Raw genomic sequence first — 14,050 nt, forward strand, 5'->3', positions numbered from 1 at the left:
GTTGAGTGTCTGCACGCCCGATCTTGCCCCGGCTCGCACCCCCCGCATCCCTGGAGGATCCTGGTGTTCCCCTCGATCTCCCTCGCCCAGGAAACCGGCCTGGCCGTCCTGCTCGTGGCAGCGCTCGTCTGGGTGGCCGGCCTGGGCCACATGCTGCGGGACAGCCGTGTCCAGCAGCCGGAGCCCGGCGTGGCCGACGCCCTGCCGAGGATCCCGGCCCAGCGCACCTCGGCCGCGCACCCCATGGAGTCGGTCCAGCTGACCGAGGCGGAGGAGCAGGCCTTCGCGGGCCTGATCCGCACGATCCCCCACCACTGAGCGTCCGCGGCACCCGGGCGCGCTCCGACGCGGCCGCCGTGACGCGGAAGTACTCACCGGTCATGCCCGTGCCCGGATGGTGAATGCCTGCGCCGCCAGTGCCCGCCGGGCGCTACGCTCGGGCCATGACGACACAGCAGGCGGATGCCTCGTAGATCCCCGCGGGAGCGGAGGGCCGGTGCGCCCGGCAGCCCGAGCGCGCTCAGCACACTGCTGATCGGCACGTGTCCCGGACCGCCCGCGTGCACGGCGGTGCACACCCACCTCTTCGTCGACGGCCTCGACGTCATCACGCGCAGCGACCGCAGGATGGCCGGCCTCACCCCCGGACTGCTCCTGCGTCCGGGCGGCCCGCTCCACCCGGCGGACACCCCGCGCACGGTGGCCGTGGCCGCCGAGCTCGGTCCCGAACCGGGCCCGGACCGGCTGACCGTCCGGATCCGGCTCCGTGGCGGGACGGTCGTCTGGTCCGGCCTCATGTACCCCGGCGCCGACGAGACGGTGGTCGAGGAGGTCCGCTTCCGCCCGGAGCAGTACCTGGGCGAGATCGGGCGGGCGTACGCGGCCTTGCGCCGCCCGTGCTGAACACAGCCGGGCGCCGTCCCGGGCCGCTGGGGCCGGGAGGGCGCCCGGGAACGGACGCGGGCGTCAGTTGTGGCTGTGCAGGACCTCGTTCAGGCCGCCCCAGTTCGCCTTGTACGGGCGGGCCTCGACGGCGCCGGTCACCGAGTTGCGGCGGAAGAGGATGTTGTCGGCGCCGGAGAGCTCCAGGGCCTTGACGACCTGGCCGTCCGGCAGGGTGACGCGGGTGCCGGCGGTGACGTAGAGGCCGGCCTCGACGACGCACTCGTTGCCGAGGGCGATGCCGATGCCCGCCTCGGCGCCGATCAGGGTGCGCTCGCCGATCGAGATGATCTGCTTGCCGCCGCCGGAGAGGGTGCCCATGGTGGAGGCGCCGCCGCCGATGTCGGAGCCGTCGCCGACGACGACGCCCGCGGAGATGCGGCCCTCGACCATGGAGGTGCCGAGGGTACCGGCGTTGAAGTTGACGAAGCCCTCGTGCATGACGGTGGTGCCCTCGGCGAGGTGCGCGCCGAGGCGGACGCGGTCGGCGTCGGCGATGCGCACGCCCTTGGGGGCGACGTAGTCCGTCATCCGCGGGAACTTGTCGATCGAGGTGACCTGCAGGTGCAGGCCCTCGGCGCGGGCGTTGAGGCGGACGGTCTCGACCTGGTCGACGGCGACCGGGCCGAGCGAGGTCCAGGCGACGTTGGTCAGCAGGCCGAAGACACCGTCGAGGTTCTGGCCGTGCGGCTTGACCAGGCGGTGGCTGAGCAGGTGCAGGCGCAGGTACGCGTCGTGCGCGTCCAGCGGCTTGTCCTCCAGGGAGGCGATGACCGTGCGGACGGCTACGACCTCGACGCCGCGGACCGCGTCGCTGCGGATCGCCTTGGCCGCGGCGGCGCCGAGGGACTCCACGGCCTGCTCGGCGGTGAGGCGCTCGGTGCCGGCCGGGCCGGGCTCGGCGACCAGCTCGGGGGCGGGGAACCAGGTGTCGAGGACGGTGCCGTCGGCGGTGATGGTGGCAAGTCCGGCGGCGACGGCGCCGGTGGTACGCGTAGCAGTCATGCCCGAAACCTAACCGGCGACGGCCTGAGGTTGCGAACCGGTCTCATGTGCCGGTCGGGCCGCGTGTCGCCGCTGCCGCGCCGAGGCCCACAGCACCGCCGCGCCCGCCGCCGCCGCGAGCCCGGCGCACAGCGGCCACAGCAGCCCGGGAGCGGCCGTGTACAGGGCTCCGCCCAGCGGCGGGCCGATGACGACCCCGCTGACCGAGATCCCCGCGTACAGGCTCTGGAAGCGTCCGACGGCATGCTCGGGGGCCTCGTCGGCGACGTAGGCGGTGGCGGTGGTCTTGTAGAGGATCTCGCCGAGGCTCAGCAGGACCATCATCACCACGGCGCTCGTGATGCCGGCTCCGAGCAGCAGCGCCGCGTACCCGGCCCCGACCAGCACCAGGCCGGTACCGATCACCGGCAGCGCCGGCCGCTCGCGCAGCGCGACGGCGGCGGGCAGCTCCAGCAGCAGGATCACCCCGCCGTTGAGGGCGATGACGAGCCCGAAGACGCGCGGGTCCAGGCCGTGGTCGGTGAGGAAGACGGAGAAGGTGGAGTACTGCTGGCGGTAGACGACGTCGGTCACCAGGATCGCGCCGAGCACCACCAGCAGGGCGGGGCGGGCCCGTAGTTCGGCGGCGAGTCCGCGGCCCCGACCCCCGCCCGGGGCCGCGGAGGCCGTGCGGGAGGCGCCGCGCGCCGGGACGACGCGGGCGGTCCAGAGGGCGAAGAAGAGGGTTCCGACGCCGTCGGCCACGAAGAGCCAGTCGTACGAGAGGCCGGTCGCGATCAGGGCGCCCAGCGGCGGCCCGAGGGTGAATCCACCGTTGGACACGCAGCGTACGAGGGCGAAGGCCTGACGGCGGCCGCCCTCCGGGACGGTGACCGCGACCAGCGCGGAGTTGGCGGCCCGGATCACGCCGGAGGCGTACTGGGCCACCGGCATGGCCACGAAGAGCAGCGGCGCGGGCAGCAGCGGGAAGGCCATGAGGGTCAGCCCGCCGAGGGTGGCGGCGGCCAGCAGCACCCGGCGGTGGCCGAAGCGGTCCCCGTACCAGCCGCCGGTGAAGTTGCCCGCGACCAGGCCGATTCCGCCGATCCCGGTGACCAGGCCGGCCTGCGCGGCGCCGAGGCCGCGCGGGCCGGTCAGGTAGAGGAAGACGAAGACGAAGGTGAAGCTGACGACGGCGTTGACGAACACCCCCGCAGCCAGCAGCCACACAACCCTCGGTATGTCCTTGAACCCCTGCAGCACACCCGTACCCCCGCTTCCGACGCGCCGGTCGATGAGTCAGTTCCTTTTGGGAACGGACTATGTCAGCATGACAGCCTTGGGTCAACGGACAAAGGAGCTCCCATGGCCCAGCGCACACACCTCGGCGACGCGGACTGCGCGATCGCCCAGGCCCTCGACGTGGTGGGCGACTGGTGGACGCTGCTGATCGTGCGGGACGCGGCGCGCGGCCTGCACCGCTTCGAGGAGCTCCAGCGCGAGCTGGGGGTCTCCCGCAAGGTGCTTGCGGAGCGGCTGAAGCTGCTGGTCGAGGCCGGGGTGCTGGCGCGCGAGCCGTACCAGGAACGTCCGGTACGGCACGAGTACCGGCTGACCCCGCGCGGGCGGGGGCTGCTGCCGGTCCTGGTGGCTCTCCAGGACTGGGGCGACACCTGGATCCTGGGAGAGGGAGAGATGACGGCGACGACCGACGAGGCATCGCGCGAGGCGGAACGGGTGCACGCGCTGCACGGCACGCGAGTGCCGCCGCTGCTGCTGCCGGACCGTTTCGGCGGGGTCGCCGACCCGGTGGCGGACACCCCGTTCACGGTCCTGTACTTCTTCCCGGGCGCCTACGCGCGCGCCGAGTCCTATCCGCCCGGCTGGGCCGGGATCCCGGGTGCCAAGGGCTGCACGTTCGAGTCCTGCACGTACCGCGACCAGCTCGCGGAGTTCACGGCGGCCGGCGCCACCGTGCACGGGGTCTCGACGCAGCGCCCCGACGAGCAGCGGGAGTTCGCGGAGCAGGAGCGGCTGCGCTTCCCGCTCCTCTCGGACGCCGACCTGGCACTGACGGCCGCGCTGCGCCTGCCGACGTTCCGTGCGGCGGGGGTGAGCCGGATCAAGCGGCTGACCCTGGTCGTCGACCGCGACCGCACGGTGCGCGAGGTGGTCTACCCGATCCGCGACATCGAGGCGAGCGTGCAGACGGCCCTCACGGCGGTCCGCACCGCCGCCTAGGGGGTGTCCGGCAGATCAGGGTCGGACAGCCCGGGTCGTCCGGTGCCATGGGGTCTCCCCAGGCCCGCAGGGCCGAGGGGAAGGAATGCAAGGCGGAGGAGGAGCCCACGCGGAGCGTCGGCGACCGACGACAACGCGGCAGGCCGCGGTGCCGGGCAGCCCGGGCCCGGCCCTGATCCGCCGGACACCCCCTAGCCGCCCGGCCCGTTTCCCAGGACCCGGGACAGGATCTCGCGGGCGTGGTGCTCGTCGTACTCGGCGTCCGTCAGCAGGACCTGCAAGCTGATGCCGTCCATCACGGCCACCAGCGCCCGGGCCGTCGCCGGGTCGGTCCGCGGCGTCAGCGCCTCGGCCGCGGCCCGGCACCACTCGGCGGCCACCGGCCGCAGGGCCGGGCGGCGCAGCGCCGCGAGGTAGAGCTCGTACTCCAGCTCCACCCGGCCGCGGTCCGCCGCCAGGAACTCGCCCAGCAGCCGGGCCAGCGCCCCGGCGAGGTCGGTGTCCGGGTCGGCCAGCGCGGCCGAGTCGGCCACCGCCCGCGCGAAGCCCTCGTTGGCCTGCCGGAGCGCCGCGACCAGCAGGTCGTCCAGCGTCCTGAAGTGGTACGTCGTCGAGCCCAGCGGTACGTCGGCCTCCGCGGCGACGCTGCGGTGGCTCAGCCCCGCGATGCCCTTGGCGCCGACCACCCGGATCGCGGCGTCGATGATGCGCTGGCGCCGGTCCGGGTCGTAGCGCCGGACGCCCTGCGGCATCAGTGGGCCCCGCCCAGGTTCAGCAGGACCACCCCGGCGATCACCAGGGCTATCCCGGCGATCTTCGCGGCGGTGGCCGCCTCCCCCATGAACACCATGCCGATCGCGGCGATGGCGGCGGTGCCGACGCCGGCCCATATCGCGTAGGCCGTGCCGACCGACATGGTCTTCAGCGTCTGCGCGAGCAGGGTGAACGCTATGGCGTATCCCAGGAGGGTGCCGAGCGAGGGCCAGAGCTTCGTGAAGCCGTCGCTGTACTTCATGGCGGTGGTGCCGGCGACCTCGGCGGCGATGGCTGCGGCAAGCAGGACATAGGGCATGTGTACAAGGGTACACATCGATGCGTACGACCGTACACACGCAAAGGAGTGCGTGCCGTCCTGGCGCGCGCAGAACAGCGAGGGCCCCCGGCACCGACGTGCCGGGGGCCCTGCTGTACGTGCGGGGGTGCTCAGACGTTGAAGCCGAGCGCGCGGAGCTGCTCGCGACCGTCGTCCGTGATCTTGTCCGGGCCCCACGGCGGCATCCAGACCCAGTTGATCCGGAGTTCGTTGACGATGCCGTCCGTCGCGGACTTCGCCTGGTCCTCGATGACGTCCGTCAGCGGGCAGGCCGCCGAGGTCAGGGTCATGTCGAGGGTGGCGATGTTCGCGTCGTCGATGTGGATGCCGTAGATCAGGCCCAGGTTGACGACGTCGATGCCCAGCTCGGGGTCGACCACGTCGTAGAGGGCTTCACGGACCTCCTCCTCGGTGGCCGGCTTGGTCGACGCCTCGGGCGTCGCGTTCTCGGTCATGCCGTCTTCCTCTCCGCGTCGCCCAGGGCCTGGGCGGTCGCGTCCTTCCACGCCATCCAGCTCAGCAGGGCGCACTTCACTCGGGCCGGGTACTTGGAGACGCCGACGAACGCGACCGCGTCCTCCAGCACCTCCTCCATGGCCTCGTCGGGCTCGATCTTGCCCTTGGACTGCATCATCTCCAGGAACACGGCCTGGATCTTCTGCGCCTCGGCCAGTTCCTTGCCCACGAGCAGCTCGTTCAGTACGGAGGCGCTGGCCTGGCTGATGGAGCAGCCCTGGCCCTCGTAGCTGACATCTGTCAGCGTCTCACCGTCGTACTTCACGCGCAGCGTGATCTCGTCGCCGCACGTCGGGTTGACGTGGTGCACCTCGGCGTCGCCGTCGCGCAGGCCACGCCCGTGCGGGTGCTTGTAGTGGTCCAGGATCAGTTCCTGGTACATCGAATCCAGCTTCACTGCGTCCTCGTCGCCTCGTCCGTCAGCCGAAGAAGTTCCGTACGTGCTCCAGCCCGTCGATCAGCGCGTCGACGTCGGCCGGAGAGGAGTACAGGTAGAAAGACGCTCGCGTCGTCGCCGGAATTCCGTAGCGCAGGCAGACGGGGCGCGCGCAGTGGTGCCCCACGCGGACCGCGATGCCCTGCTCGTCCAGGACCTGGCCGACGTCGTGCGGGTGGATGTCGCCGAGTACGAAGGAGATCGCGGCGCCGCGGTCCTCGGCCGTGGTGGGGCCGATGATCCGCAGGTCGGGCACCTCGGCGAGGCGCTTGATCGCGTACTCGGTGATCGCGTGCTCGTGCGCGGCGATCTTGTCCATGCCGATCGAGGTCAGGTAGTCCACGGCCGCGCCGAGGCCGACGGCCTGGGCGATCGGGGGCGTACCGGCCTCGAACTTGTGCGGCGCGGGGGCGTAGGTCGAGGCGTGCATCGACACGGTCTCGATCATCTCGCCGCCGCCGAGGAACGGAGGCAGGTCTTCCAGCAGCTCCTGGCGGCCCCAGAGGACGCCGATGCCGGTCGGGCCGCACATCTTGTGGCCGGTGAAGGCCACGAAGTCGGCGCCGAGCGCCTGCACGTCCAGCGGCATGTGCGGAGCGGCCTGGGAGGCGTCGATCAGCACCAGCGCGCCGACGTCCTGGGCGCGCCGGACGATCGCCTCGACCGGGTTGACCGTGCCCATGATGTTGGAGACCAGCGTGAAGGAGACGATCTTCGTCTTCTCCGTGATGACCTCTTCGATGTTGGACAGGTCGAGCCGGCCGTCGTCGGTGAGGCCGAACCACTTCAGCTTGGCGCCGGTGCGCTGCGCGAGCAGCTGCCACGGCACGATGTTGGAGTGGTGCTCCATCTCCGTGATGGCGATCTCGGTCTCGCGGTCGACCCGGTAGGGCTCGTCCGCCCAGCCGAGCATGTTCGCGACGAGGTTGAGCGACTCCGAGGCGTTCTTGGTGAAGATCACCTCGTCGCGGCTCGGCGCGTTGATGAAGGCGGCGACCTTGTCGCGGGCGCCCTCGTACAGCGCCGTGGCCTCCTCGGCGAGCACGTGCACGCCGCGGTGGACGTTCGCGTTGTGCTGCTCGTAGTACTCGTTCAGCGCGTCGAGCACCTGGCGCGGCTTCTGCGAGGTCGCAGCGTTGTCCAGGTAAACGATCTTCTTCCCGTCGTGGACCACACGATCCAGCAGGGGGAAGTCCTTGCGGATCGCCTCGATGTCGAGGAGGCCAGGCAGCTGTGTCACGCGGTCGCGCCACCCTTCACGTACTTGTCGTAGCCCTCGTTCTCCAGCTGGTCGGCGAGCTCGGCGCCGCCGGACTCGGCGATGCGGCCGTTGGCGAACACGTGCACGAAGTCGGGCTTGATGTAGCGCAGGATGCGCGTGTAGTGGGTGATCAGCAGGGTGCCGACCTCACCGGTCTCGCGGACGCGGTTGACGCCCTCGGAGACGATGCGCAGGGCGTCGACGTCGAGGCCGGAGTCGGTCTCGTCGAGGATCGCGATCTTCGGCTTCAGGAGCTCCAGCTGGAGGATCTCGTGACGCTTCTTCTCACCGCCGGAGAAGCCCTCGTTGACGTTGCGCTCGGCGAAGGCCGGGTCCATCTGGAGCTGCTCCATCGCGGACTTGACCTCCTTCACCCAGGTGCGCAGCTTGGGGGCCTCGCCGCGGATGGCGGTGGCGGAGGTGCGCAGGAAGTTGGAGACCGAGACGCCGGGGACCTCGACCGGGTACTGCATGGCGAGGAAGACGCCGGCGCGGGCGCGCTCGTCGACGGACATCTCCAGGACGTCCTCGCCGTCGAGGGTGACGGTGCCGCCGGTGATCGTGTACTTCGGGTGACCGGCCAGCGAGTACGCCAGCGTGGACTTGCCGGAGCCGTTCGGACCCATGATGGCGTGCGTCTCACCCTGCTTGACGGTGAGGTCGACGCCCTTGAGGATCTCGCGGGCGCCGTTCTCGGCCTCGACGGAGACGTGCAGGTCGTGGATTTCAAGCGTTGCCATGGATACCTCAGGACTCCTGGGTGAGGGAGACGAGCACGTCGTCCCCTTCGATCTTTACGGGGTATACGGGAACGGGGCGCGTCGCGGGCAGACCGGAGGGCTTGCCGGTGCGCAGGTCGAAGGCCGACCCGTGCAGCCAGCACTCGATCATGCAGTCCTCGACCTCGCCCTCCGAGAGCGAGACGTTCGCGTGCGAGCAGATGTCGTTGATCGCGAACACCTCCCCGTCGGTGGAGACGATGGACACCGGCGTGCCGTCGAGTTCCACCCGCTTGGGGGTGTTCTCCTCCAGCTCGCTCAGCGCGCAGGCCTTGACGTAATTCATCAGACGGAACCCTGGAGCTCGGCCTCGATCTTGGCGATCAGGCGCTCCTCGATGTCGTCGACACCGATCTGCTGGACGAGCTCGGCGAAGAAGCCGCGGACGACCAGGCGGCGGGCCTCGTCGGCCGGGATGCCGCGGGCCTGCAGGTAGAAGAGCTGCTCGTCGTCGAAGCGGCCGGTGGCGGAGGCGTGGCCGGCGCCGACGATCTCGCCGGTCTCGATCTCCAGGTTCGGCACGGAGTCGACCCGCGCGCCGTCCGTGAGGACGAGGTTGCGGTTCATCTCGTACGTGTCGGTGCCCTCGGCGCTCTTCTCGATGAGCACGTCACCGATCCAGACGGCGTGGGCGTCCTGGCCCTGGAGGGCGCCCTTGTAGACCACGTTCGACTTGCAGTGCGGGGCGTCGTGCGTCACCAGGAGGCGGTGCTCCTGGTGCTGGCCGGCGTCCGTGAAGTACAGGCCGAGCATCTCGGCCTCGCCGCCGGGGCCCGCGTAGGTGACGCGCGGGTGGAGGCGGACCAGGTCGCCGCCGAAGGTGACGACCACGGACTTGAAGCTCGCGTCGCGACCGACGAGGGCGTTGTGCTGCGAGGTGTGGACGGCGGTGTCGTCCCAGTCCTGGACGGACACGAAGGTCACCTTGGCGCCGTCGCCGACGAGGATGTCCACGTTGGCGGCGCGCACGCCGTCGCCGGTGTGGTCGATCACGATGATCGCCTCGGCGAAGGGCTTCACGTCGAAGACGGTGTGGCCGAAGGTCGTGCCGCCCTCGCCGTGCAGGGCGACCCGGATCGGCTCGTCGAGCACGGTCTCCTTGGGCACGGTGACGACCGTGGCCTTGGCGAAGGACGAGAAGGCCTGTGCGGCGACCCGGTCGACGGGGGTGCCGGCCTTGCCGATCCGCTCGTCGCCGCGCTCCACGGACTCGACCGTCACACCCTCGGGCGCGTCGATCTGGGCCTTCATGGTGCCGTTGGCGACCGCGGTGCCGTCGTGCAGGCCCTTGAGGCGGGCGAGCGGCGTGAAGCGCCACTCCTCCTCACGGCCGTGCGGAACCGGGAAGTCGGCCACGTCGAAGGACGGGGGCGCACTCATCCGGGTGGCGACGGTGGACTCTGCGGCCACCGCGATCGCGCCGGCGGTGGTGGAGCCCGCCGGAATATTCTGAGCCTCAGCCATGGCTGTCGTCTTGCTCTCTTCCTACGTCTACAGAATCGTCGCTGTGCTGCGGTGCGGGGGCGGTCGGCGGGTCAGCCGACCGAGCCCTCCATCTGCAGCTCGATCAGCCGGTTGAGCTCCAGCGCGTACTCCATGGGCAGCTCCTTCGCGATCGGCTCGACGAAGCCGCGCACGATCATGGCCATGGCCTCGAACTCGGTGAGGCCGCGCTGCATCAGGTAGAAGAGCTGGTCGTCGGAGACCTTGGAGACGGTCGCCTCGTGGCCCATCGTCACGTCGTCCTCGCGGACGTCCACGTAGGGGTACGTGTCCGAGCGGGAGATGGTGTCGACGAGCAGCGCGTCGCAGAGCACGTTCGACTTCGAGCCGGCGGCGCCCTCGCCGATCTCGACCAGACCGCGGTAGGAGGTGCGGCCACCGCCACGGGCCACCGACTTGGAGACGATGTTCGAGGAGGTGTTCGGCGCCATGTGGACCATCTTGGAGCCGGCGTCCTGGTGCTGGCCCTCGCCCGCGAAGGCGATGGACAGGGTCTCGCCCTTGGCGTGCTCGCCCATCAGGTAGACGGCCGGGTACTTCATGGTGACCTTGGAACCGATGTTGCCGTCGATCCACTCCATGGTCGCGCCCTCGTACGCCACGGCGCGCTTGGTGACCAGGTTGTAGACGTTGTTCGACCAGTTCTGGATCGTCGTGTAGCGGCAGCGGCCGCCCTTCTTCACGATGATCTCGACGACGGCGCTGTGCAGCGAGTCGGAGGAGTAGATCGGGGCGGTGCAGCCCTCGACGTAGTGGACGTAGGCGTCCTCGTCGACGATGATCAGCGTCCGCTCGAACTGGCCCATGTTCTCCGTGTTGATACGGAAGTAGGCCTGGAGCGGGATGTCCACGTGGACACCCTTGGGGACGTAGATGAACGAGCCGCCCGACCACACCGCGGTGTTCAGCGACGCGAACTTGTTGTCGCCGACCGGGATGACCGTGCCGAAGTACTCCTGGAAGAGCTCCGGGTGCTCCTTGAGCGCGGTGTCCGTGTCGAGGAAGATCACGCCCTGCTCCTCCAGGTCCTCACGGATCTGGTGGTAGACGACCTCGGACTCGTACTGGGCCGCGACACCGGCGACGAGGCGCTGCTTCTCCGCCTCCGGGATGCCGAGCTTGTCGTACGTGTTCTTGATGTCCTCGGGCAGGTCCTCCCAGGAAGCGGCCTGCTTCTCGGTGGAACGCACGAAGTACTTGATGTTGTCGAAGTCGATGCCGGAGAGGTCGGAGCCCCACATCGGCATGGGCTTCTTGTCGAAAAGCTTCAGGCCCTTGAGGCGGAGGTTCAGCATCCACTCCGGCTCGGACTTCTTCGCCGAGATGTCGCGGACGACGTCCTCGGACAGACCCCGCTTGGCGGCGGCACCGGCCGCGTCGGAGTCGGCCCAGCCGTATTCATAGGTGCCCAGGCCATCGAGCTCAGGGTGAGCGGTCTCCGTGGTCATGCGGGGTTCCTCCCGGCCGTACTTGCAGATACTGATGTGTCGGTCTGTGTGGTGCCCGCGCTTCGCGGAATGAACGTCGTGCACACTCCGTCGCCATGGGCGATCGTGGCGAGGCGCTGCACGTGCGTCCCGAGCAGGCGTGAGAAGACCTCGGTCTCCGCCTCGCAGAGCTGCGGGAACTGCTCGGCCACGTGGGCGACCGGGCAGTGGTGCTGGCAGAGCTGTTCACCGCTGTGCGGACCGGGAGCGCTCTTCGCCGTAGCAGCGTACCCGTCCTGCGTCAACGCCTTGGCCAGGGCCTCCGTGCGGCCCTCCGGGGCGGCCGCCTCGACGGCCTCCCGGTAGGTCTGCGCCTGCGATTCCATCCGCGACCGGGCGAAGGCGGCGACGGCCGCCTCGCCCTGCTCGCCGCCGCCGACGGACTGCGCGATCCAGCGCATGGCGTCCGCGGCGAGCGTGTCGTAGGACTGGTCGAAGGCGTCGCGGCCGCAGTCGGTGAGCGCGAAGACCTTGGCGGGCCGACCCCGGGTCCGCGCTCCGTACACGCGCTGCTCACGGGCTTCGACGACGACGTCGGCGACGAGTGCGTCGAGGTGGCGGCGGACGGCGGCCTGGGTGAGGCCGAGGCGCTGGGCGAGGTCGGCGACGGTGGACGGGCCGTGGTCCAGGATCGAGCGCGCCACCCGGTTGCGGGTTGACCGCTCCCCGGTGGTGAGCTCCCCCTGGGGGGCCTCGTTCTGCCGTTCGCCGTATTTCACAACGCCATTGTTGCGTAATTAACCGAGCCCGGACAAGCCGTGACGGACGCCACGCCTGGTGGCCTCCATCACTAAGGGTTACCTTATTTATCGACGGAGAGTTATTCGGAAGGGTTAATTCCGATCACCCCGCGCACCCGCAATTTCGCTGGGCGCACCGCCCCCACCAGCGCTCATGCGTTCCCGCCGGCTCCGGGCGCCCCGAGCGCCGGGCGCGACGGAAGATCACCGAAACCGGATCGGCCGGCCGGGAGGACCGGACCGAAAAAAGCCATTTCCGTGACCGGCTGTTCGAATACCGCCGCCCTCGGCCGGGGGGCCACCCTCCGGCTCCGTAGACTCACCCTCCATGAGCAACGACCCCGCCGTGGAGATCCGCGGACTGGTGAAGCGGTACGGCACCAAGACCGCGGTGGACGGACTGGACCTCACCGTCCGCAGGGGCACCGTCACCGCGGTCCTCGGTCCCAACGGCGCGGGCAAGACGACCACGGTGGAGACCTGTGAGGGCTACCACCGCCCCGACGCCGGCACCGTCCGCGTCCTCGGCCTCGACCCGGTCGCCCAGGCCGGGGCGCTGCGCCCGCGTATCGGTGTGATGCTCCAGTCCGGCGGCGTCTACTCCGGCGCCCGCGCCGTCGAGATGCTGCGCCACATGGCCAAGCTGTACGCCGACCCGCTCGACCCCGGCACCCTGGTGGAACGCCTGGGACTCGGCGGCTGCGGCCGCACCCCCTACCGCCGGCTCTCCGGCGGTCAGCAGCAGCGCCTCGCCCTGGCCATGGCCGTCGTGGGCCGCCCCGAGCTCGTCTTCCTCGACGAGCCGACCGCCGGCCTGGACCCGCAGGCCCGCCGCGCCACCTGGGATCTCGTACGGGAACTGCGCACCGACGGGGTCACCGTCGTCCTCACCACCCACCACATGGACGAGGCCGAGCAGCTCTCCGACGAGGTCGCCATCGTGGACGGGGGCCGCGTCATCGCCCACGGCAGCCCCGACCAGCTGTGCCGCGGCGGCGCCGAGAACACCCTGCGCTTCACCGGCCGCCCCTCCCTCGACCTCGCCTCGCTGCTCAAGGCGCTGCCCGACGGCACCCGGGCGGCCGAGGTCACCGCGGGCGTCTACCGGGTGACCGGCGAGGTCGACCCGCAGATGCTGGCCACCGTCGCCTCCTGGTGCGCGCAGAACGGCGTGCTGCCCGACAGCCTCGCCGTGCAGCGGCACACCCTCGAAGACGTCTTCCTCGAACTGACCGGTAAGGAGCTGCGCGCATGAGCGCCGGTACGTTCACCCCCCGCCCGGGGGCCGCGCCCGTGTCCCGCATGATCCTCGCGCAGACGGCGCTGGAGACCCGGATGCTGCTGCGCAACGGCGAGCAGCTGCTGCTGACGGTGATCATCCCGGCGCTGCTCCTGGTGCTGTTCTCCGCCGTCGACATCGTCGACACCGGTGCCGGGAAGCCGGTGGACTTCCTCGCACCGGGCATCCTCGCCCTCGCCGTGATGTCCACGGCCTTCACCGGCCAGGCCATCGCCACCGGCTTCGACCGCCGCTACGGAGTCCTCAAGCGGCTCGGGGCCTCCCCGCTCCCGCGCTGGGCGCTGATGGCCGCCAAGACCCTCTCGGTGCTGGTCACCGAGGTGCTGCAGATCGCCCTGCTGACGGTGATCGCGCTCGCCCTGGGCTGGTCCCCGCAGGGGAACCCGCTGTCGGCCGTCGCGCTGGTCCTGCTGGGCACCGCCGCCTTCTCGGGGCTCGGGCTGCTGATGGCGGGCACGCTCAAGGCCGAGGCCACCCTGGCCGCCGCCAATCTGGTGTTCCTGCTGCTGCTCGTCGGCGGTGGGGTGATCGTGCCGATGGAGAAGTTCCCGGACGCCGTGCAGTCCGTCCTGGGGCTGCTGCCGATCTCGGCGCTGTCCGACGGCCTGCGCGAGGTGCTCCAGCACGGAGCGGCGCTGCCGTGGGGCGACGTCGCCGTGCTCGGGGCCTGGGCGGTACTCGGTCTGGGCGCCGCCGCGCGCCTCTTCCGCTGGGAATGAAACCCTTTCCCTCGCGACCGCACAGCCGGGAAGATGGGCGCCTCCACAC

The 14,050-nt window shown here is 70.6% G+C and carries 17 protein-coding genes; 5 read left to right on the forward strand and 12 right to left on the reverse strand.

All coding sequences use genetic code 11. From position 1 onward, the window contains the following. Positions 1 to 63: 63 nt before the first annotated feature. A complete protein-coding gene (locus tag NRK68_RS08475; protein WP_183069582.1) occupies positions 64 to 318 on the forward strand; it encodes a hypothetical protein in 255 nt (84 codons plus the stop codon). 144 nt (positions 319 to 462) lie between these two features. Then, positions 463 to 903, forward strand: coding sequence for a PAS domain-containing protein (locus NRK68_RS08480; RefSeq protein WP_220819630.1), 441 nt, complete (start codon positions 463 to 465; stop codon positions 901 to 903). 63 nt (positions 904 to 966) lie between these two features. Here the strand turns inward: NRK68_RS08480 and dapD are convergent, their stop codons facing one another. Both dapD and NRK68_RS08490 read right to left on the reverse strand, forming a co-directional pair. Next, positions 967 to 1,947, reverse strand: a complete 981-nt coding sequence (gene dapD, locus NRK68_RS08485) for a 2,3,4,5-tetrahydropyridine-2,6-dicarboxylate N-succinyltransferase (RefSeq protein ID WP_030963949.1) — start codon at positions 1,945 to 1,947, stop codon at positions 967 to 969. Between the two features lie 9 nt (positions 1,948 to 1,956). After that, positions 1,957 to 3,186, reverse strand: a complete 1,230-nt coding sequence (locus NRK68_RS08490) for an MFS transporter (protein ID WP_257857802.1) — start codon at positions 3,184 to 3,186, stop codon at positions 1,957 to 1,959. A 105-nt stretch (positions 3,187 to 3,291) separates the two neighbouring features. Between NRK68_RS08490 and NRK68_RS08495 the strand changes: the two genes are divergently transcribed. After that, positions 3,292 to 4,167, forward strand: coding sequence for a winged helix-turn-helix transcriptional regulator (locus NRK68_RS08495; RefSeq protein WP_183069581.1), 876 nt, complete (start codon positions 3,292 to 3,294; stop codon positions 4,165 to 4,167). Positions 4,168 to 4,358: 191 nt separating this feature from the next. Here the strand turns inward: NRK68_RS08495 and NRK68_RS08500 are convergent, their stop codons facing one another. The 10 genes from NRK68_RS08500 to NRK68_RS08545 all read right to left on the reverse strand — a co-directional run bounded on the left by NRK68_RS08500 (position 4,359) and on the right by NRK68_RS08545 (position 11,961). Beyond that, a complete protein-coding gene (locus NRK68_RS08500; RefSeq protein WP_183069572.1) occupies positions 4,359 to 4,919 on the reverse strand; it encodes a TetR/AcrR family transcriptional regulator in 561 nt (186 codons plus the stop codon). Next, positions 4,919 to 5,239: a DMT family transporter gene (locus NRK68_RS08505; protein WP_183069571.1), complete on the reverse strand. Its 321-nt coding sequence runs from the start codon at positions 5,237 to 5,239 to the stop codon at positions 4,919 to 4,921. The genes NRK68_RS08500 and NRK68_RS08505 overlap by 1 nt, the downstream gene beginning before the upstream one ends. Positions 5,240 to 5,370: 131 nt before the next feature. Then, on the reverse strand, positions 5,371 to 5,715 hold the full coding sequence (locus tag NRK68_RS08510; protein ID WP_030027092.1) for a metal-sulfur cluster assembly factor: 345 nt from the start codon (positions 5,713 to 5,715) through the stop codon (positions 5,371 to 5,373). After that, positions 5,712 to 6,173 carry a Fe-S cluster assembly sulfur transfer protein SufU gene (gene sufU / locus NRK68_RS08515; RefSeq protein ID WP_030027090.1) on the reverse strand — a complete coding sequence of 154 codons (462 nt, stop codon included), beginning with the start codon at positions 6,171 to 6,173 and terminating at the stop codon, positions 5,712 to 5,714. The genes NRK68_RS08510 and sufU overlap by 4 nt, the downstream gene beginning before the upstream one ends. Positions 6,174 to 6,195: 22 nt before the next feature. Next, on the reverse strand, positions 6,196 to 7,452 hold the full coding sequence (locus NRK68_RS08520; protein WP_183069570.1) for a cysteine desulfurase: 1,257 nt from the start codon (positions 7,450 to 7,452) through the stop codon (positions 6,196 to 6,198). After that, positions 7,449 to 8,213 (reverse strand): Fe-S cluster assembly ATPase SufC, encoded by a 765-nt coding sequence (gene sufC / locus NRK68_RS08525; protein ID WP_030846240.1) that lies wholly within the window; start codon positions 8,211 to 8,213, stop codon positions 7,449 to 7,451. The genes NRK68_RS08520 and sufC overlap by 4 nt, the downstream gene beginning before the upstream one ends. Before the next feature lie 7 nt (positions 8,214 to 8,220). Continuing rightward, on the reverse strand, positions 8,221 to 8,538 hold the full coding sequence (locus NRK68_RS08530) for a bifunctional 3-phenylpropionate/cinnamic acid dioxygenase ferredoxin subunit (RefSeq protein ID WP_030027083.1): 318 nt from the start codon (positions 8,536 to 8,538) through the stop codon (positions 8,221 to 8,223). Continuing rightward, the gene (gene sufD, locus NRK68_RS08535; RefSeq protein WP_257855518.1) at positions 8,538 to 9,716 is read right to left on the reverse strand and encodes a Fe-S cluster assembly protein SufD; all 1,179 of its coding nucleotides are present in this window, start codon (positions 9,714 to 9,716) and stop codon (positions 8,538 to 8,540) included. Before sufD ends, NRK68_RS08530 begins: the two co-directional genes overlap by 1 nt. Before the next feature lie 71 nt (positions 9,717 to 9,787). After that, the gene (sufB, locus tag NRK68_RS08540) at positions 9,788 to 11,203 is read right to left on the reverse strand and encodes a Fe-S cluster assembly protein SufB (RefSeq protein WP_183069569.1); all 1,416 of its coding nucleotides are present in this window, start codon (positions 11,201 to 11,203) and stop codon (positions 9,788 to 9,790) included. Beyond that, on the reverse strand, positions 11,200 to 11,961 hold the full coding sequence (locus NRK68_RS08545) for a helix-turn-helix transcriptional regulator (protein WP_183069568.1): 762 nt from the start codon (positions 11,959 to 11,961) through the stop codon (positions 11,200 to 11,202). The genes sufB and NRK68_RS08545 overlap by 4 nt, the downstream gene beginning before the upstream one ends. Before the next feature lie 349 nt (positions 11,962 to 12,310). Between NRK68_RS08545 and NRK68_RS08550 the strand changes: the two genes are divergently transcribed. Together NRK68_RS08550 and NRK68_RS08555 are read left to right on the forward strand one after the other, a co-directional pair. Continuing rightward, the gene (locus NRK68_RS08550) at positions 12,311 to 13,237 is read left to right on the forward strand and encodes an ABC transporter ATP-binding protein (protein WP_257855519.1); all 927 of its coding nucleotides are present in this window, start codon (positions 12,311 to 12,313) and stop codon (positions 13,235 to 13,237) included. Continuing rightward, the gene (locus NRK68_RS08555) at positions 13,234 to 14,001 is read left to right on the forward strand and encodes an ABC transporter permease (RefSeq protein ID WP_257855520.1); all 768 of its coding nucleotides are present in this window, start codon (positions 13,234 to 13,236) and stop codon (positions 13,999 to 14,001) included. Before NRK68_RS08550 ends, NRK68_RS08555 begins: the two co-directional genes overlap by 4 nt. Positions 14,002 to 14,050: the final 49 nt, after the last annotated feature.

Origin of the sequence: Streptomyces yangpuensis, assembly GCF_024666385.1 — a bacterium.
GTDB classification, from domain to species: domain Bacteria; phylum Actinomycetota; class Actinomycetes; order Streptomycetales; family Streptomycetaceae; genus Streptomyces; species Streptomyces yangpuensis.